Raw genomic sequence first — 18,859 nt, 5'->3', positions numbered from 1 at the left:
GCAGCGCGCGGCCGGCCCGCGCGCCACGACGACAACAACTACAGATTCAGCGATTGCCCCCTCCATGACCGTTCGTGCCGCCTTGGCCGGCCTTGCCCTGCTATTGAACCAGCCCCTGATCGCCGGGGCCGATCCTCTCGATGTCCCTGCCTCGCCGCTGCGCCCGGCGGCGAGTCGCCCGGCCGCCATGGAGTTCAGCTGGACCCCGCTGCGCCTGCCCACCGGCGAGCGCATCGCGCTGGCCGGCTTCAACTACCTGCTCGCGGTCGACGAGGACTGGGGCTTCGGTCCCAGCCTCTACGGCGCCGCCCAGGGCAATTACGGCGGCTTCTTCACCTTTGGCATCAGCGCCCAGCGCCGCCTGCGCCTCAGCGCGCACACGCATCTGGCGCTGGGCCTGTCGGCGGTGGCCGGCGGCGGGCTCAGCTCGGACCGCATGCGCCCCGGCGGCGGCCTGATGCTGCGGCCCGAGATCTCGCTGCGCACCGAGTTCGGCGACTGGTATGCCGGCATCGCCCTGTCCCATGTCGGCTTCCCCAGCGGCAATATCGGCGACGGCAGCGTCGGCCTGGTGCTGGGGCGCGCGCTGGACTTCCACAGTTTCGCGCCGGCCGATGCGGGCCGGCGCGGCACGAGCCGCGATCGCAGCGGCGTCGGCTTCGACGAAATCCTGTTGTTCGCCGGCAGCTACGCGCCCGAGGCCGACACGCGCGACCGCTCGGGCAATCCCAGCACCGCGCGCCTGGGCACGGCCGGCGGCGAGGGCCGGCGCTATCTGGACGAGGGCAGTTGGTGGAGCCTGGAGGCGGCCGGCGCAACCTCGGGCAACGCCGATGGCTATATGGACGTGTTCGCCAGCGCCGGCCAGGACTGGGCACTGGGCGACAGCGGCCTGCGCCTGGGCGGCCGGCTGGGCCTGGGCCTGGGCGGCGGCGGCAATGTCGATACGGGCAGCGGCTGGCTGTGGCGCGCCGGCCCCAGCCTGCGCTGGCAGACGCCCTGGGGCCCCTCGCTGCATCTGGACGCCGGCTGGAACGCGGCCTTCGGCGGCCACTTCTCCGCCCGCTATCTGCGCCTCAGCCTGGGCCTGCCGCTGGAGGCGCGGCCGCAGCCCGGTGGCGGCGAGCGCCGCAGCGGCACCGTGCGCGAGCAGCAGTTCTACAGCAGCGTCCAGTACAACCCCGATGTGCTGTTCAAGGACGGGCGGCGCGAGCCGGTCACGCATCTGGCCATCATGATGACGCGCCAGCTGGACGAAGCCCTCTACGGTATCGCTCAGGCCGGCAGCGCCGCCTTTGGCCACGCCGGCGCCTACTCCTTCGGCCTGATCGGCCTCGGCCTGCAAAGCCATGGGCCGCAGCCGGGGCAGTGGCGGGTCGGCGCCGAGGCCTTGCTGGGCGCGGGCGGCGGCGGCGGTCTGGCGGTCGGCGGCGGTGCGATCGCGCAATGGGAGCTCTGGGCGCAGCGCGACTGGGATAGGCTGCGGCTGCGGGCCGGTCTGGGCCAGTGGCGCAGCCTCGCCAGCTCGGACCAGTCGACGCCGCTCCTCAATCTGTCGCTGGGCTACGCCTATGGTGTGCCCGGACGCTAGCCGCGAAGCTCCAAGCATGAAGAAAATCATCATCCGCGCCGGCAAGGAACGCTCGCTGCAGCGCCGCCATCCCTGGGTCTTCGAGGGCTCCATCGCTCGCGGCGGCGCCGATGCCGGCGAGACGGTGCGGGTCGAGTCGACCGAAGGGGTGTTTCTTGGCTGGGGCGCCTTCAGCCCCGAGTCGCAGATCCGCCTGCGCATCTGGAGCTTCGACGAGGGTCAGCGCATCGATGCGGCCTTCTTCGAACAGCGCATCGCGCGCGCGATCGCCGTGCGCAAGCGGCTGCCGATCGCCTCGGATGCGCTACGCCTGATCCATGGCGAGGCGGACGGCCTGCCGGGGCTGATCGTCGACCGCTATGGCGACACCCTGGTCGCGCAATTCCTGTCGGCCGGCGCCGAGCGCTGGAAGCCGCTGATCGCCGACCAGCTGCTGGCGGCCACCGGCCTGAGCCGGCTCTACGAGCGCTCGGACGCGCAGGCGCGCCAGCTGGAGGGCTACGAGTTCGCGACCGGCTGGCTGCGCGGCGATGGACCGACCGAGATCACGATCGCCGAGCACCAGTGGCAGCTGCGCCTGGACGTGGCCGAGGGCCACAAGACCGGCTACTACCTGGACCAGCGCGACAACCGCAAGAAGTTCGCCGAGATCGTGCGCCAGTACGGCTGCAAGACGGTGCTGAACTGCTTCAGCTACACGGGCGGCTTCTCGGTGGCGGCACTGGCGGGCGGTGCCGAGGAGGTGATCAGCGTCGATTCCTCGGGCCCGGCGCTGGCGCGCGCCACGGCCCATGTGGCGCTGAACGGCTTCGACGCGGCGCGGCACCGCGCGCTCGATGCCGACGTCAACGCGACCCTGCGCGGCTTCCTCAAGGAAGGCCGGCAGTTCGACGCGATCGTGCTGGACCCGCCCAAGTTCGCGCCGACGGCGGCCCATGCCGAGCGCGCCGCGCGCGCCTACAAGGACATCAACCGCCTGGGTCTGATGCTCTTGAAGCCGGGCGGTCTGCTGTTCACCTTCTCCTGCTCGGGCGGTGTGCCGCCGGACCTGTTCCACAAGATCGTCGCCGGCGCGGGCCTAGACGCGCAGGTCGACGGCTTGATCGTCGACCGCGTCGGCGCCGCGCCCGACCATCCGCAGACGATCTGTTTTCCCGAGGGCGAGTATCTGAAGGGCCTGCTGATCCTGAAGGCCTGAGGCTTCAGCCGCCGGCCAGCGGCAGGCTCAGCCGCGGCTCGAACTTGGCACGGTGCACGCCGAAGAAGGCCTTGATATTGCGGACATTGGCGTCCTGGGTGAACAGCGCCTGCGTCAGCGCGTGATAGGCGGCCATGTCGGCGACTTGCACGACCAGCACGAAGTCCGGCCCCGGCGAGACGCGCCAGCATTGCTGCACGGCGCTCTCGGCGATGACGCGCGCCTCGAAGGCGGCCAGATGCTCGGTGCCCTGGCGGTCCAGGGTGATCTCGACGATGGCCGACAGGCCGGCGCCGAGCTTGTCGGGCGAGAGCAAGGCGACGCGGCGCTCGATGATGCCCAGCTCGGTCAGGCGCTTGACCCGCCGCAGGCAGGTGGCCGGCGAAACGTGGACGCGCTCGGCCAGCGCCTGGTTGCTCAGCGAGCAGTCCTGCTGCAGCAGATCGAGCAGGCGCAGGTCGGTGGCATCGAGCGCATCGTTGATGGATTCATTCATGATTAGTGAAATTATGTTGGAAAATTTCTCATCCGACGATGAATGAAATAATCATTCATTTATGTGTCGCATTTGATTGCAATGGCCGCGCTGGCTTGCCTACGATCCGGCACATCGAACATCGTCTTGGAGACATTCCATGTGTGGCATCGTCGGCGCCGTCAGTCAGCGCAATATCGTTCCGGTCCTGATCGAGGGGCTGAAGCGGCTCGAATACCGCGGCTATGACTCCTGCGGCGTGGCCGTGCATCAGGACGGCATGCTGCGCCGCGTGCGCAGCACCTCGCGCGTCGCCGAGCTGACCGGCCTGGCGGCCGAGGACGGCGTCGCCTCCGGCACCGGCATCGCCCATACGCGCTGGGCCACGCATGGCGCGCCGGCCGTGCACAACGCGCATCCGCATTTCTCGCAGGGCCCGGGCGCCTCCTCCGCCAGCGTCGGCCGCATTGCGCTGGTGCACAACGGCATCATCGAGAACCATGACGAGCTGCGCGCCGAGCTGAAGCAGCGCGGCTATGTGTTCAGCAGCCAGACCGACACCGAGGTGATCGCCCATCTGGTCGACCATCTGTACAACGGCGATCTGCTGGAGGCGGTGCAGCAGGCGCTGCCGCGGCTGAAGGGCGCTTATGCGGTGGCGGTGTTCTGCCGTGACGAGCCGCACCGCGTCATTGCCGCGCGCGAGGGCTCGCCGCTGGTGCTGGGCGTCGGTGGCGCCGAATACGGCGAGAACTTCGTCGCCTCCGACGCGATGGCGCTGGCCGGCGTGACCGACCAGATCTGCTATCTGGAGGAGGGCGATGTCGTCGACCTGCAGCTGGGTCGCTACTGGATCAGCCGTCGCAATGCCGAGACCGGCCGCTTCGAGGCGCAGCAGCGCGAGGTCAAGACCGTGCACGCGCACAGCGGCGCGGCCGAACTGGGGCCTTATCGCCACTACATGCAGAAGGAGATCTTCGAGCAGCCGGTGGCGATCGCCAACACGCTCGATGCGGTCAACGGCATCAGCCCGGAGCTGTTCGGTGACGGCGCCTACCGGATCTTCAAGGAGATCGACTCGGTGCTGATCCTGGCCTGCGGCACCAGCTACTACTCGGGCTCGACGGCCAAGTACTGGCTGGAGAGCATCGCCAAGATCCCGACCAGCGTCGAGATCGCCAGCGAGTACCGCTATCGCGACAGCGTGCCGAATCCGCGCACCCTGGTCGTCACCATCAGCCAGAGCGGCGAGACCGCCGACACCCTGGCCGCGCTCAAGCATGCGCGCGCGCAGGGCATGACGAAGACGCTGACCATCTGCAATGTCGCCACCAGCGCGATGGTGCGCGAATGCGAGCTGGCCTACATCACCCGCGCCGGCGCCGAGATCGGCGTGGCCTCGACCAAGGCCTTCACCACCCAGCTGGTGGGTCTCTTCCTGCTGACCCTGGCGCTGGCGCAGACACGCGGCCAGCTGGCCGAGGCCGACGAGGCCGAGCACCTGAAGGCCTTGCGCCATCTGCCGGTGGCCGTGCAGGCGGTGCTGGCGCTGGAGCCGCAGGTGATCGCCTGGAGCGAGGAATTCGCCCGCAAGGAGAACGCGCTCTTCCTCGGCCGCGGCCTGCACTACCCGATCGCCTTGGAAGGCGCGCTGAAGCTCAAGGAGATCAGCTACATCCACGCCGAGGCCTATCCGGCCGGCGAGCTCAAGCATGGCCCGCTGGCCCTGGTGACCGCCGAGATGCCGGTCGTCACCGTCGCGCCCAACGATGCGCTGCTCGAAAAGCTGAAGAGCAATATGCAGGAAGTGCGCGCCCGCGGCGGGCAGCTCTACGTCTTCGCCGACGGCGACACGCAGATCGAAAGCGAGCCGGGCCTGCATGTGATCCGCATGCCCGAGCATTACGGCGCGCTGAGTCCGATCCTGCACGTGATTCCGCTGCAGCTGCTCGCCTATCACACGGCCTGCGCGCGCGGGACGGATGTCGACAAGCCCAGAAACCTGGCCAAGAGCGTGACTGTCGAATGAGGCGGGAACGTAGAAAACGCATCGTCTGAAAGTCCGGAAGATTAGTTTTCATTGCGCTTAACGGGCAGATACTGCGGGCACTCCGGGATGCCCATATGCGCAGCAAGCTGTTTGTTCCCGGCGTCCGCCCCGAACTGTTTGCCAAGGCCTTGGCCAGTGCCGCGGATGCCATCTCCATCGATCTCGTGGACGCCGGGCCCGCGGACCGCAAGGCCGAGGCGCGCGCCGCCGTTGCGGCCTTCCTGGCCTCGGAGGCGGCGCGCGCGACCCCGAAGCTGATCATCGTGCGCGTCAACGCGCTGGACAGCGCGCATTTCGAAGCCGATCTGCAGGCGCTGGCCGGGCTGCAGTCCCTGGACCTGATCAATCTGCCCAAGCCGGAGTCGGCGGCCGACATCCGCGCCGCCATTGCCGCGCTGCAGGCCGCGGGCCTGCCGGAGACGGTGAAGCTGCTGGCCAATATCGAGACGCCGACCGCGCTGCGCCGCGCGCACGAGATCGCCCAGGCCGACCCGCGCGTGGCCGGCCTGCAGCTGGGCCTGGGCGATCTGTTCGAACCCTACGGCATCGCCCGGCGCGATCCCGCCAATGTGCATGCGGCGCTGTTTGCCGTCGCGCTGGCGGCGGCCGAGGCCGGCGTGTTCTGCTGCGACGGCGCCTTTGCCGATCTGAAGGACGACGAAGGCTTCCGTGCCGAGGCGCGGATGGCACGCGCGCTGGGCTTCATCGGCAAGAGCTGCATTCATCCGAGCCAGATCGCCGCGGCCAACGAGGTCTTCCAGCCCGGCGCCGGCGAACTGGCCCATGCGCGGCGCGTCGTCGAGGCCGCCGCGGCGGCCGGGGCCCAGGGCCGCGGCGCCTTCGTCGTCGACGGCAAGATGATCGATCTGCCCTTTCTGAAGCGCGCGCAGGCGCTGCTGGCCGCTGCCGGAGTGGAATCCACCGATGCGGCGCGCTGAAGGCTTCAGACTCCCCTATTCCCGTTCACGCAGCGCCCGAGGCGTCCGAATGACTTCACTTCTTTCCGCCGCCCTGCGCAGCCTTGTCCTGATCGCGATGCTGCTCATCGGGCTGACCGGCCCCGCACAGGCCGAGAGCGTTGCCAGCGTGCGCAGCGACACGCTGCCGGCACTGGCCAGCGACGAGCCGGTGCAGGCGCTGTTGAGCCTGTCGGGCCAGCCGCTCGCCCTGACGGCCGGCAAGGCCTGGACCCTGGCGCCCGGCGCCAAGAACTGGAGCGAGCTGCCCTGGCCGGCCGGCGCGCCGCTGCTGGGCAGCGCGGCAGGTGGCGGGCAGGGCTTTGTGCTGCGGGGCGGTGCCTCGGGCTCGGTCGAGCGCGTCGAGCGGCTCACGCTGCAGGCCGGCGGCGGCCTGAGCGTCGAGGCGCTGCCGGCCCTGCCCGAGAGCCTGAACCAGGCGCGCGCGACGTTGCTGGGCGATGCGCTCTACCTGGTCGGCCGCGGCGCCGATGGTGGCGCGCGCCTGCTGCAGCTGAAACCGGCCGGCGTCGACGGTCAGTGGCAGCGGCTGGCCGACTGGCCCGGCGAGGGCCCGCCCAGCGCCCTCGTCGGCCAGACCAATGCCTTGTGGCTGAGCCTGACGACGGCCGCCGGTCAACCCGAACGGCAGCTGCGCTGGTCGGCCGATCGCGGCTGGACCGAGCGGGGCACGCTGCCCGGTGCGGTGCTGGTCGGCTCGGCGCGGCCGCTGGGCCAGGCCCATGTGCTGTACTTGCTCGCCGACAGCAATGGTCGGCCGCCCCGGCTGATGACCTTCCACACGATCACCGGTTCCTGGGCCCAGCTGGCCGAGCCGGCTGTCGGCGACGCGCGGCTGGCGGCCGCCTGGAAGGACGGCCTGATCTGGCTGCGCCCGGGCGCCACGGGCGGCGGCGAATTCGCCACCGCGGAGGTCCAGGCCGGCAAGCAACTGCTGCGATGGCTGGACTGGGTGGTCATCGTCGTCTACCTGGTCGCCATGCTGGGCATGGGCCTGTACTTCTATCTGCGCGAGAAGCGCAACTCGACCTCGGACTTCTTCGTCGGCGGCCGCTCGATCCCCTTCTGGGCCGCCGGCGTCAGTCTCTACGCCGCCAACACCAGCTCGATCAGCTATATCGCGATCCCCGCCAAGGCCTTCGAGACCAACTGGCAGTACCTGACCAACAATCTGATCGCCGTGCTGGGCCTGATGTTCGTCGCCGTCTGGATCGTGCCGCTGCTGCGGCGGCTCGATCTGATGTCGGTGTTCTCGTACCTGGAGACGCGTTTCCATCCGTCCATCCGCATGCTGTCCAGCGCGCTGTGCATCCTCGTGCAGCTGGGCAGCCGCATGAGCGTGATCCTCTTCCTGCCCTCGCTGGCGATCGCCACCATCACCGGCATCGACGTGGTCTGGAGCATCCTGATGATGGGCGGCTTCACGATCGCCTACACCGCCTTGGGCGGCATGAAGGCGGTGGTCTGGACCGATGTCGTGCAGCTGGTCGTCAAGATGGGCGGCGCGATCTTCGCGATCGGCTTCATGATCTGGTCGCTGAAGGGCGGCCTGCCGGAGTTCGTCCACGAGGCGGCGGCGGCGAACAAGACCCGCATGTTCGACTTCAGCTTCGACCTGACCAAGGCGACCGTCTGGGGCTTCGTCTTCCTGGTGCTGTTCGACGTCGTGCTGACCTTCCCCAAGGACCAGGTGCTGATGCAGCGCACCTTGTCGACCAAGAGCGACCGCGACGCCGGCCGCTCGATCTGGGCCTTTGCCGCGATCATGATCCCGGGCGGCTTCGTCTTCTACACGATAGGCACGGCGCTGTTCGTCTATTACAAGGCCAATCCGGAGCGGATGAACCCGCTCTTGACGATCGATGCGACCTTCCCGATGTTCATCGCCGCCGAGCTGCCGATGGGCGTGACCGGCCTGATCATCGCCGGCATCTTCGCTGCGGCGATGGCGACGCTGTCCAGCATCATCAACAGCGTCGCGACGCTGGCCTCGGTGGACTTCTACGAGAAGCTGGTGAAGAACAAGGACCAGAAGAAGAGCGTGCTGTTCGCCGAACTGATGACGGTGGCGGCCGGCCTGATCGGCGTCGGCTTCGCCCTGCTGCTCTCGCGCTTCGACATCCACTCGCTGTTCGACGTGTCGATCGAGCTGGCCGGCCTGCTGGGCGGCGGCTTTGCCGGTGCCTACACGCTGGGCATGTTCACCCGCCGCGCCAACTCGCAGGGCGTGGCGATCGGCGTCGCCTCCAGCATCGTGCTGACGACGATCGCCTGGTCGCTGAAGCTGGTGCACCCTTATTTCTACCTGGCCATCTCCATCCTGCTGTGCATCGTCATCGGCTACCTGGCCAGCCTGCTGTTTCCCCCACCGAGCCGCTCGCTGAAAGGGCTGACAATCTACGGCGATGACTAGGGCCGCCTAGCCGGCGGCTGCCGCAATCGCCGTGGACACCCAATTCCTGCATACCTTCGTGGCAGTCGTCGACCAGGGGTCGATGGCCGCCGCGGCGCGCCTCTTGAACATCACGCCGGCGGCCGTCGCGCAGCAGGTGCGCACGCTGGAGCGCGAGATCGGCGCGCCGCTGATCGCCCGCGCCGGCCGCACCGTCAACATCACCGAGGCCGGCTCGCGCATCCTCGAGCGGGCGCGCCAGCTGCTGCGCGATGTGACCGATCTGCGTGCGGTCGCGACCGACGACGCGACCGCCGGCGAGCTGCGACTCGGTGCCGGCAACAATGCGCTGACCGGCATGCTGCCCGACATCCTGGCGCGCATGGTCGAGAAGTTCCCGCGCATCCAGGTCTTCATCAAGCCCGGCTATTCGCCCGAGCTCTACCGCAGCGTCGAGGGCGGCGAGCTCGATGCGGCCATCGTGCTGCAGGCGCCCTATGCGCTGCCCAAGACCTGCGACTGGGAGCTGCTGCGCGAGGAGCCGCTGGTCGTGCTGGCGCCGGCGCGCATGGCCGGGCGTGACCCGCATGAGCTCCTGGCCAACGAGCCCTTGATCCGCTACGACCGCAGCCAGTGGGGCGGCCGCCAGGCCGACCAGTACCTGCGCCTGGTCGGCATCACGCCGCGCGAGCGCTTCGAGCTGAACGCGCTGAACGCGATTGCCGTGATGGTCGATCGCGGTCTGGGCGTCTCGCTGGTGCCGGATTGGGTGCGGCCCTGGCCCGAGGGCCTGCAGCTGGTGCGGCTGCCGCTGCCGCGTCCGTTCGAGCCGCGCCGCATCGGCATCGTCTGGTCACGCTCGACGATACGGATCCGCCTGGTCACCGCCTTCTTGCAGGAGGCCCGCGCGGCGATGGCGGCGGCGCAGGCGGCCGGCCGCGGATGAAGGAAGGCCGGCGCGCGCTGCTGGGGCTGCTGGCCGGCGCGGCCGGTCTCGCTGGCTTCGGCGGCTGCGCCGCGCCGGCCCAGGCGGCCGCCGGCACGCTGACGGAGCACCATTTTCCCTCGGCCCTGCTGGGCGGCGACTGGCGCTACCAGCTCTATCTGCCGGCCGGCTACGCCGAGGGCCATCGCGCCTATCCGGTGCTCTATCTGCTGCATGGCCGCGGCGACGATCTGCGGGCCTGGACGCGCTGCAAGCCGCTGCTCGACGAGCTGATCGCTGCCGGCCTGATCCCGCCGCTGATCGCCGTGATGCCCGATGCGCCCTGGAGCGCGCGCGGCAGCTATTACGTCGACTCGGCCTACAGCGGCGTCGAGCGGCCGGGCAGGGCGGTGGAAACCGCCTTCATCGGCGAGCTGCTGCCGCATATCGACGCGAGCTATCGCACGGACGCGCGGCGCGAGGCACGGCTGCTGGCCGGCTACTCGATGGGCGGCTACGGCGCGCTGCGCCATGTGCTGGCACATCCGCAGCTGTTCGGCGCCGCCATCGTCTTGAGCCCAGCCGTCTACACGCCGCTGCCGCCGCGGGCCTCGAGCGCGCGCGAGTTCGGCGCCTTCGGTCGCGACCAGGATCTCTTCGTCGACGAGATCTATCGCGCCTTGAACTACCCGGCCCTGCTCGAGCGATTCAGCGCGAGCGGCCTGGGCTTGCGCTTCTACATCTGCTCGGGCGACGACGAATACCGCAACCCCGATCCGGCCGAGGCCGAGCACGACATCGACCTCGAGGCGCATCGGCTCTACAAGCGCCTGGCGCGGCTGCCGAATATTCAGGCCGAGCTGCGCATCGTCGACGGCGGCCACGACTGGCGGGTCTGGCTGCCGGCCCTGCGCGAGGGCCTGCTGATGCTGGCGCCCGGGCTCGTCGCGGGTCGCTGACGCCGGTCTGCCGAAAGCAGCAAAAACTATCGCCTGAACATAGTTCGCAATAGTTTTACTTTGCTCTGCGATCGCTGAGACTCGATCCATCGCCGGGGAATGCGTCAGCGCCTGCGGGCAGGAGGTCGTCGTCGTTGGGCCTCCGAGCCTGGCTGATTGCGGCCGACCGACGGTCAGCTGCGTGGGCAGGCGAGGCGACTCGCGGCCGAGCGGCCGAATCCGCAACCCAACAGAGCTAGAACATATGAGACAAGTTCCCGCCTCGCTGAGCACCCTGCTGCTGCTCGCCTCCTCGATCTCCACCGCCTATGCCCAGCAGGCCGCGCCCGCGCCGGCCGCGGCGGCCAGCGCACCGGCCGATGCCACGGTCAGCGACCAGCAGCCGAACCGCCTGGCGACCACGGTCGTCACCGGCACCCGCACGGCCAAGGTGATCGACAAGATCCCGGGCGCGATCAATGTCGTCAGCCGCGAGGACATCGCCCGCACGCAGGCGGTCACCGAGGACGCGACGGCGGTGTTGGCGCGCACGGTGCCCGGCTATTCGGAATCCTCGCAGGCGATGAGCAATACCGGCGAGAACCTGCGCGGCCGCATCGCGCTGCGTCTGTTCGACGGCGTGCCGCAGGGCTCGCCCTTGCGCGAGGGCACGCGCAACGCGACCTTCACCGATATGGGCATCGTCGGCCGCATCGAGGTGATCAACGGGCCCTCGGCCTCGGAAGGTGTGGGTGCTGCCGGCGGCATCATCAACTACATCTCGAAGTCGCCGACCAAGAAGGGCAACGAGTTCCAACTGTTCACCCGCTACACGACGCAGTTCGAGGACGACAGCGGCGGCTTCAAGGTCGGCCTGAACTGGATGCGCAAGGACGACGACTACGACCTGCTCGTCTCGGGCTCGCACATCGACCGCGGCATGACCTATGACGGCCAGCCGCGCCGCATCGGCCTGAACACCAGCGGCTCGGTCGCCGACTCCAAGGCCGACAACCTGTTCGTCAAGGGCGGCTTCGATTTCGGCACCGACAAGAGCCAGCGCATCCAGGCCTCGCTCAGCAAGTTCAAGATCGAGGGCAACAACCAGTACCGCCTGGTCGATGGCGATCGCGCCACCGGCGTGACCAATACCTCCGAGCGCGGCGCCGTTCCCGGCTCGCGCGCCGAGTTCAACGACTTCGAGCAGGCGACCGCCGCCTACATCAACAAGAACCTGTTCGGCGGCACCTTCAATGTCGACGTCTACGCGGCGCGCCAGGCGATGCGCTACCCGGCCGAGAACGGCGACGACCGCCAGGATCCGCTGATCGCGCCGCTGGGCAGCTTGTGGGACCAGTCCGAGATCCTGACCAAGAAGAAGGGCCTGCGCACCGGCTGGACCGGCGAGGACATGTTCGCCGTCAGCGGCCTCGAGTTCCGCGGCGGCATCGACTTCGTCGAGGACAATGCGCAGCAGCGCCTGGCGCTGACCGACCGCGTCTGGGTGCCGCCGATGATCTACCGCAGCATGGCGCCCTATGCCCAGCTGTCCTACGACATCGGCCCGGTCAGCCTCAGCGGCGGCCTGCGCTACGAGGACGGCAAGCTGCGCGTCGACGACTACACGACCACCTATTTCCGCAAGCGCGTCTTCGTCCAGGGCGGCACGCTGGACTACACGGCGACGCTGCCGAATATCGGCGCCGTCGTGCACCTGCCCAACGACTGGTCGGCCTATATGTCGCTGAGCAAGGGCTTCACCCTGCCGAACGTCGGCATCCCGCTGCGCAATATCAACTACCCGGGTCAGTCGGTCGAGGGCATCCTCGATCTGCAGGCCATCATCGTCAAGAACAAGGAGATCGGTGCGAACTGGCGCGGCCGCAATGCCAGCTTCGGCGTCTCGCTCTACGAGTCGCAGTCCGATCTGGGCGTCTCGCTGTCGGTCGACCCGGCCACCAACGACTTCATCATGAACCGCGCGCCGGTGAACATCCGCGGCCTGGAGCTGAGCGGCGACGCCAGCCTGAGCAAGGAATGGAAGGTCAGCGGCCTGTACTCGCGCATCCTCGGCAAGACGACCTTCGTCGCCGGCGGCCCGCTGGACCGGCGCATGGGCGTCAACGACGTCAACCCGGACAAGCTGGGCGGCACGGCCACCTGGAACTTCATGCCGCACGGCGACGTCAGCCTGAGCGGTACCCGGCTGCTGTCGCGCGACCTGAATATCGGCACCAGCAACGAAGAACATACGCGCGGCTACACGCTGTTCGACCTGGCCGGCAACTACGACTTCGGCCGCTATGGCCGCCTGACGCTGGGCATCGAGAACCTGACCGACAAGTTCTACATCCTCAGCTGGTCGCAGCTGGCGGGCTTCCGCAACTACTGGTCGGGCCGCGGCCGCACCTACTCGATCAGCCACACGCTGACCTTCTAAGCGACCTTCTGAGGCGGGGCCGGCGCGGCCGGTCCCTTCAGCATCCAACAGAAGTTCCGACGTCCATGAGCGAACACCAGACCATCCTCGTGGCCGGCTCGGCCAATCTCGACTTCGTCGTCCGCGCGGCCCATGTGCCGGCCGCCGGCGAGACGGTGCTGGGCCGTGACGTGCGCACCTTTGCCGGCGGCAAGGGCGCGAACCAGGCGGTCGCCGGTGCCCGTGCCGGCGGCGTGCCGGTGCGCATGCTCCTGGCCCTGGGCGAGGACGCGGCGGCCGGTGTGATCGAACAATCCTTGAGCGCCGCCGGCGTGCAGATGGACATCCTGCGCGAGCCCGAGATCGCCACCGGCAGCGCCTTCGTCTGCCTGACCGACGATGCGCAGAACGCGATCACCGTGGCCCCTGGCGCCAACGCCTGCCTGGCCCCCCAGCATCTGCCTTCATTGGACGGCGTCAGCCATCTGCTGCTGCAGCTGGAGACGCCGATCGAGACCGTCACCGCCTATGCCGGCGCCGCGCGCGCGGCCGGCGTGCGCGTCGTGCTGAACGCCGCGCCGGCGCGCGCGCTGCCGCCGGCCCTGCTCGATCTGGTCGACGTGCTGATCGTCAACGAGGGCGAACTGGCCGCCATCACCGGTTGCAGCGGCGATGTCGGCCAGGCGCTGGCGCGGCTGCATGTGCCCTGCGTGGTGGTGACCTTGGGCGCGCGCGGCTGCGTGATGCGCAATGGCGGCCAGTTCCTGCTGCAGCCCGGGTTCAATATCAGCGCCGTCGACAGCACGGCCGCCGGCGACACCTTCTGCGGCGCCCTGGTCGCCGCCTTCCATCAAGGCCTGAGCCTGGAGGCGGCGCTGCGTCGCGCCAGCGCCGCCGCGGCGCTGACCTGCACGCGCCTCGGTGCGCAGGACAGCGTGCCCGGTCGGGACGAGGTCGATCGCTTCCTGCACGAGCGCGAGCGCGAGGCCGGCGACGCGGAAGCGCTGGCCTTCTATTGCCGATTGAACCCTGTCTAGCCCGGCGACCCCTTGCTGCTTACGATTCCCGCATGAACGCTGACGACAAGCCCATGACCGATCACCTGAATCCCGCCGGTGACGAGGAGCGCGGCCCCTTGCGGACCGAGTTCCGTTTCTCCCATGTGACGACGGGCCGCTACCTGCCGACGCCGGGCAAGGCGCCGGGCTGGCCCTTCGCCGACATCGGCCATTGGAAGATGGACGCCAAGGGCACGGCCGAGGACTGGTTGCGCGAGCTGATCGACTGGCGGCGCGAACACCTGATCCGCATCGGCTACGACGACGCGAACTACCGCCGGCCCGAGCTGCAATGGGCGCAGCGCAACTTCGTCCATGTGCAGATGATGGTCGAGGACCGCTATTTCTACGACCCGGTCAAGGGCGAGTACACGGTCGACCGCTATCTGGACGATCTCGAGGCCCGCTTCGGCGGCGTCGACTCGGTGCTGATCTGGTACGTCTATCCGAATATCGGCGTCGACGACCGCAACCAGACCGACCTGGCCCATGACCTGCCCGGCGGCCTGGCCGGGCTGAAGAGCGCGGTCGATGCCTTCCACCGCCGCGGCGTCAAGGTCTTCCTGCCGACCAAGCCCTGGGACAACGGCACGCGGCCGCAGGGCCAGCGCGACTGGGACGCGATCGCGCAGATCGTCAAGGCGGTCGGCGCCGACGGCATCAACGGCGACACCTACAACGGCGTGCCGCGCGCCTTCTTCGATGCCTGCGACGCTCTGGGCTGCCCGGTCGTGCTGCAGCCGGAGTCGACGATCTCGTCCGAGGAACAGCTGATCTGGAATGTGCAGAGCTGGGGCAAGAAGGTGCCCGACAGCGTGATCCCGACGGTGGCCAAGTGGAAGTGGCTGGAGCCGCGCCACATGATCAATTACGAGAACCGCTGGGGCCGCGACCGCACGAACGATCTGCAGTACATCTTCTTCAACGGCGTCGGCTACAACGCCTGGGAAAACATCTGGGGCATCTGGAACCAGTTCACCCCGCGCGATGCCGAGACCTTGCGCCGCATCGCCGCGCTGCAGCGCTTCCTCCCGGCCCTGATGGTCAGCATGGACTGGCGGCCCTATGCGCCGACCTTGCAGGCGGGCGTGTTCGCGAGCCACTTCCCGGGCACCAACGGCGATGCGCTGTGGACCCTGGTCAATCGGCACGAGTCCGAGATCGCCGGCGAGCAGCTGGCGGTCGAGCATGTCGAAGGAACGCGCTATTTCGACGCATGGAACGGTGTGGAGCTGCAGCCGCGCATCATCGAGGGCCAGGCCTTGCTGTCCTTCACGCTGGAGCCGCGCGGCTATGGCGCCGTGCTGGCCACCCGCAGGCCGCCCGAAGGCCTGAACGACTACCTGGCCAAGGCCGCCGGCTGGGCCAGGACGCCGCTGCAAAGCCTGTCCAATGTCTGGCGCTCGCTGCCGCAGCGCCTGGTCGAGACGCCGAACACCCGGCCGCAGGCGACGGCGCCGGCCGGCATGGTGACCATCCCCGCGGCCGAGTTCGACTTCGTCGTCGGCGGCATCGAGGTCGAGGGCTTCGTCTGGGACGGCGTCGACGTCCAGTACCCCTGGGAAAGCAGCCCGCGCCGCGGCCATCGGCACCGGCTGCAGATCCCGGCCTTCCATATCGACGTCCATCCGGTGACCAACGCCGAGTTCAAGCGCTTCCTCGACGCCAGCGGCTATGCGCCGCGCGATGCGCACAACTTCCTGCGTCACTGGGTCGCCGGCCTGCCGCCGACTGGCTGGGGCGACAAGCCGGTCACCTGGGTCAGCCTCGAGGACGCGCGTGCCTATGCGCAATGGGCCGGCAAGCGCCTGCCGCGCGAATGGGAATGGCAGTACGCGGCGCAGGGCACGGACGGCCGCGTCTATCCCTGGGGCAATAGCTGGGACACACAGGCGGTGCCGGCGCCGGACCGCGGCCGCACGATGCGAGCGCCGGCCGATGTGGGCAAGCATCCGCGCGGCGCCAGCCCCTTCGGTGTGCAGGACCTGGTCGGCCATGTCTGGCAATGGACCGACGAATACGAGGACGAGCACACCCGCGCCGCCATCGTGCGCGGCGGCAGCAGCTATCTGCCGCAGACCTCGCACTGGTACTTCCCGCAGGCCTATCGCAACGATCAGCACGGCAAGCTGCTGCTGATGGCCCCGGCCAAGGACCGTTCGGGCGGCATCGGCTTCCGTTGCGTCGTGGACGCGGCGTGAGAGGACGGGCGCTGCTGATGGGCGCGGCCGGCATGCTGATCGGGCTCGCGGCCCAGGCGGCCGGCCCCATCGTGCTGATCGGCGGCGCCGGCCACGAAGGGCCGGGCCGGCACGAGTACGCGGCCGGACTGAAGCAGCTGGCCGGCTGGTTGAAGGAAGCGCTGCCGCAGGCCGAGGTCCAAGCCTTCGAGAGCGGCTGGCCGCGCGACCCGGTCGTGCTGGCCCAGGCCTCGACCCTGGTGCTCTATCTCGACGGTGCCGACAAGCATCCGCTGAACGATCCGGCCAAGCGCCGCGCGTTCGCCGCGGCGATGCAGCGGGGCGTCGGCGTGGTCGCGCTGCACCAGGCCTCGACCGCGGCCGGTGAGGACAAGGAACTGCAGCAGTGGTTCGGCGCCCTGCGCCCGGGCCTGTTCGACCGCACGACCGAGACGACGACGCTGCGCCCGGCGGCCGATTCGCCGCTGAGCCGCGGCCTGCGGCCCATCGTCGTGCGCGACGAGTTCTATCCGACGCTGCGCTTTGCCGAGGGCGCCATGCCGGTGCTGAGCGCCACGCTGCATCCGCAGTACCGCGCGGGCCAGCCGCTGCTCGACGGCGCTGCCGAAGACGTCACCGTCGCCTGGAGCTACCAGCGCGCCGGCGGCGGCCGCTCCTTCGGCTACAGCGGCGCGCATTTCCTGACGGCGCTGGAGCCGCTGCGGCCGCTGCTGGTCAACGCGATCGCCTGGACCGCGGGGCTGGATCTGCCGGTGCGCGCCGACGTGACGAGCTTCCACCATGACGCGCAGCGCAGCGGCTGGTTCGCCAACGAGGTGGCGCTGGCGCCGGCGACCATGGCCACCGGCTTTGGCCAGCTCTGGCAGTCACCGCCGCTGGCGGCCTTCGAGGGTCAGGACGCGCGGCTTTATGCCTCGCCGCTCTATGTCGAGGACCTGCAGCTGACGGCCGGCGAGCTGCGCGGCCAGAGCTTCGCCGCGGTGATCGCGGCCACCAGCAACGGCGATGTCTATGCGATCAATGCGCGCCGCAACGGCGACGTCGCGCCGGGTCGCGTGCTGTGGCGCACGCATCTGGCCGATCCCTGCAGGCTGCAGCCGGCGCCGCTGGACGGCGTGCCGACCGGCATCCTGTCCACGCCGGTGGTCGATGCCGCCCGCGGCCGCCTCTATGTCACCGCCTGCGACTCCGCGCAGCGCTGGCAGGCCTATACGCTGGATCTGGGCAGCGGCGCTGTCCAACCCGGCTGGCCGGTGCGGCTGGACGAGAACCGGCTCAACGAGGTCAATCGCAATGCCGGGCCGGAACTGCTGCCGCCGAAGCGTAAATTCGATTTCCGCATCCAGCGCGGCGCGCTGAACCTGAGCCCGGATGGCGAGCGGCTCTACATCGCCTTCGGCGAGACCGAGACCGGCTGGCTGGCCGCCGTCGACACCGGCGCGCAGCCGCGCGTGGCCAGCGCCTTTGCCGCCGTCGCGATGCCGCACCGCGGCAGCGGCGGCATCTGGGGCGCCGGCGGGCCGGCCGTCGACGCGGACGGCCATGTCTACGCCGTCACCGGCAGCGGCTTCGACGGCTACAAGGAGCAGCCGCAGGACTGGACGCAATCGGTGCTCAAGCTCGACCGTGAGCTCAATCTCGTCGGCACCTACACGCCCTTCAACCACTGCATCACCGCGAAGAACGACATCGACCTGGGCTCCGGCGGCGTCGCCTTGCTGCCGGGCTCGTCCCTGCTGACCGTCGGCGGCAAGCAGGGCAATGTCTATCTGCTGGATCGCGCGCGCCTGCCGGGCCGGCTCGACCGTCGCCCGGCCTGCGGCGGCCCGGCTTCCGAGGACGGATCGTTGCACGACGGCCGCGGCCCCTTGAATGTGTTCGGCCCCTACTCGGAAGAGGACGCCGCGCTGGACCTGGCGCGGGCGCGCTCGGTGCCCGCGAGCTTCCGCACGCCGGACGGAGCGCTGCAGATCATTGCCAGCGGCACCAGCAAGGCGGCGCTGGGCTCGTCGGAGAACGTCGCGCCCTCGCTGGCGCGGCTGGCCGTGAAGTCGGACTCGCGGCTGGAGATCGCCGCCCGGGCGATGGAGCTGGTGTTCCAGAACCCGGGTTCGCCGGTGGTCAGCAGCCGGCCCGACGGCAGCGAGGCCATCGTCTGGGTGCTGGACGAGAATGCGCGCCGCTCGGCCGCGCTGAGCGGCCCCAACGCGCCCGCGCCGGTGTTGCATGCGGTCGAGGCGCTGACGATGCGCCCGCTGTGGCGCAGCGCGCCGGGCGAGTTGGCCACCAGCGGCAAGTACAACGAGCCCATCGTCGTGCGCGGCCAGGTGATCGTCGGCACCGACCGGATCCAGGCCTTCGGCGTCGGCGGCAAGCGCATGGCCGCCGCCCCCAAATCAACGGCGGTCGCCGCCGCGGCCGATGACGGCCGACCGGTCGACGGCGCGGCGATCTACCGCCAACGCTGCGCCGCCTGCCACGATGCGCCGCAGGGCAGCATCCCGCCCAAGAGCTGGATCGCTGCGCGCGGCCGCACGCGCATCGTCGAGGCGCTGAGCCGTGGCGCGATGCAGGTGCAGGCGGCGGGCTTGAGTGCCCGCGAGATCGAGGCCGTCGCGGCTTATCTGCAATGAAT

General features: G+C 69.5%; 12 protein-coding genes. 11 read left to right on the top strand and 1 reads right to left on the bottom strand.

The window, feature by feature from the left end; all coding sequences use genetic code 11:
* The first annotated feature begins 64 nt into the window (after positions 1 to 64).
* Both QWJ38_RS13685 and QWJ38_RS13680 read left to right on the top strand, forming a co-directional pair.
* The gene (locus QWJ38_RS13685; RefSeq protein WP_290359639.1) at positions 65 to 1,591 is read left to right on the top strand and encodes a hypothetical protein; all 1,527 of its coding nucleotides are present in this window, start codon (positions 65 to 67) and stop codon (positions 1,589 to 1,591) included.
* A gap of 16 nt (positions 1,592 to 1,607) precedes the next feature.
* The gene (locus QWJ38_RS13680) at positions 1,608 to 2,789 is read left to right on the top strand and encodes a class I SAM-dependent rRNA methyltransferase (protein WP_290359638.1); all 1,182 of its coding nucleotides are present in this window, start codon (positions 1,608 to 1,610) and stop codon (positions 2,787 to 2,789) included.
* Between the two features lie 4 nt (positions 2,790 to 2,793).
* On the opposite strand, the gene QWJ38_RS13675 is transcribed toward QWJ38_RS13680, so the two are convergent.
* Positions 2,794 to 3,285, bottom strand: coding sequence for an Lrp/AsnC family transcriptional regulator (locus QWJ38_RS13675; protein ID WP_290359637.1), 492 nt, complete (start codon positions 3,283 to 3,285; stop codon positions 2,794 to 2,796).
* Between the two features lie 139 nt (positions 3,286 to 3,424).
* Here QWJ38_RS13675 and glmS point away from each other — a divergent pair, with 139 nt between their 5' ends.
* The 9 genes from glmS to QWJ38_RS13630 all read left to right on the top strand — a co-directional run bounded on the left by glmS (position 3,425) and on the right by QWJ38_RS13630 (position 18,857).
* Positions 3,425 to 5,293, top strand: a complete 1,869-nt coding sequence (gene glmS / locus QWJ38_RS13670; RefSeq protein WP_290359636.1) for a glutamine--fructose-6-phosphate transaminase (isomerizing) — start codon at positions 3,425 to 3,427, stop codon at positions 5,291 to 5,293.
* 95 nt (positions 5,294 to 5,388) lie between these two features.
* Positions 5,389 to 6,252, top strand: coding sequence for an HpcH/HpaI aldolase/citrate lyase family protein (locus QWJ38_RS13665; protein ID WP_290359635.1), 864 nt, complete (start codon positions 5,389 to 5,391; stop codon positions 6,250 to 6,252).
* A 49-nt stretch (positions 6,253 to 6,301) separates the two neighbouring features.
* Positions 6,302 to 8,704, top strand: a complete 2,403-nt coding sequence (locus QWJ38_RS13660) for a sodium:solute symporter (RefSeq protein ID WP_290359634.1) — start codon at positions 6,302 to 6,304, stop codon at positions 8,702 to 8,704.
* 31 nt (positions 8,705 to 8,735) lie between these two features.
* Complete coding sequence (locus QWJ38_RS13655; protein WP_290359633.1) at positions 8,736 to 9,629, top strand: LysR family transcriptional regulator; 894 nt, start codon at positions 8,736 to 8,738, stop codon at positions 9,627 to 9,629.
* Entirely contained in the window at positions 9,626 to 10,567 is a 942-nt protein-coding gene (locus tag QWJ38_RS13650; protein ID WP_290359632.1) for an alpha/beta hydrolase, read from the top strand. The genes QWJ38_RS13655 and QWJ38_RS13650 overlap by 4 nt, the downstream gene beginning before the upstream one ends.
* A 244-nt stretch (positions 10,568 to 10,811) precedes the next feature.
* Positions 10,812 to 12,986, top strand: a complete 2,175-nt coding sequence (locus QWJ38_RS13645; protein ID WP_290359631.1) for a TonB-dependent receptor — start codon at positions 10,812 to 10,814, stop codon at positions 12,984 to 12,986.
* A 65-nt stretch (positions 12,987 to 13,051) separates the two neighbouring features.
* Positions 13,052 to 14,002, top strand: a complete 951-nt coding sequence (locus QWJ38_RS13640) for a ribokinase (protein WP_290359630.1) — start codon at positions 13,052 to 13,054, stop codon at positions 14,000 to 14,002.
* Between the two features lie 32 nt (positions 14,003 to 14,034).
* Positions 14,035 to 16,224, top strand: coding sequence for a formylglycine-generating enzyme family protein (locus QWJ38_RS13635; RefSeq protein ID WP_290359629.1), 2,190 nt, complete (start codon positions 14,035 to 14,037; stop codon positions 16,222 to 16,224).
* A complete protein-coding gene (locus QWJ38_RS13630; protein ID WP_290359628.1) occupies positions 16,221 to 18,857 on the top strand; it encodes a ThuA domain-containing protein in 2,637 nt (878 codons plus the stop codon). The genes QWJ38_RS13635 and QWJ38_RS13630 overlap by 4 nt, the downstream gene beginning before the upstream one ends.
* Positions 18,858 to 18,859 lie beyond the last annotated feature (2 nt).

This window comes from Roseateles violae (genome assembly GCF_030410485.1).
GTDB lineage: Bacteria > Pseudomonadota > Gammaproteobacteria > Burkholderiales > Burkholderiaceae_C > Roseateles_D > Roseateles_D violae.
Note: the sequence above shows the minus strand (reverse complement) of the source record. Positions and strands in the feature narration are given on the sequence as shown.

Excerpts from the sequence above, each read along its gene's own strand:
- QWJ38_RS13685 (WP_290359639.1), top strand. The coding sequence starts at position 65 with ATGACCGTTCGTGCCGCCTTGGCCGGCCTTGCCCTGCTATTGAACCAG.
- QWJ38_RS13680 (WP_290359638.1), top strand. The coding sequence starts at position 1,608 with ATGAAGAAAATCATCATCCGCGCCGGCAAGGAACGCTCGCTGCAGCGC.
- QWJ38_RS13675 (WP_290359637.1), bottom strand. The coding sequence starts at position 3,285 with ATGAATGAATCCATCAACGATGCGCTCGATGCCACCGACCTGCGCCTG.
- glmS (WP_290359636.1), top strand. The coding sequence starts at position 3,425 with ATGTGTGGCATCGTCGGCGCCGTCAGTCAGCGCAATATCGTTCCGGTC.
- QWJ38_RS13665 (WP_290359635.1), top strand. The coding sequence starts at position 5,389 with ATGCGCAGCAAGCTGTTTGTTCCCGGCGTCCGCCCCGAACTGTTTGCC.
- QWJ38_RS13660 (WP_290359634.1), top strand. The coding sequence starts at position 6,302 with ATGACTTCACTTCTTTCCGCCGCCCTGCGCAGCCTTGTCCTGATCGCG.
- QWJ38_RS13650 (WP_290359632.1), top strand. The coding sequence starts at position 9,626 with ATGAAGGAAGGCCGGCGCGCGCTGCTGGGGCTGCTGGCCGGCGCGGCC.
- QWJ38_RS13645 (WP_290359631.1), top strand. The coding sequence starts at position 10,812 with ATGAGACAAGTTCCCGCCTCGCTGAGCACCCTGCTGCTGCTCGCCTCC.
- QWJ38_RS13640 (WP_290359630.1), top strand. The coding sequence starts at position 13,052 with ATGAGCGAACACCAGACCATCCTCGTGGCCGGCTCGGCCAATCTCGAC.
- QWJ38_RS13635 (WP_290359629.1), top strand. The coding sequence starts at position 14,035 with ATGAACGCTGACGACAAGCCCATGACCGATCACCTGAATCCCGCCGGT.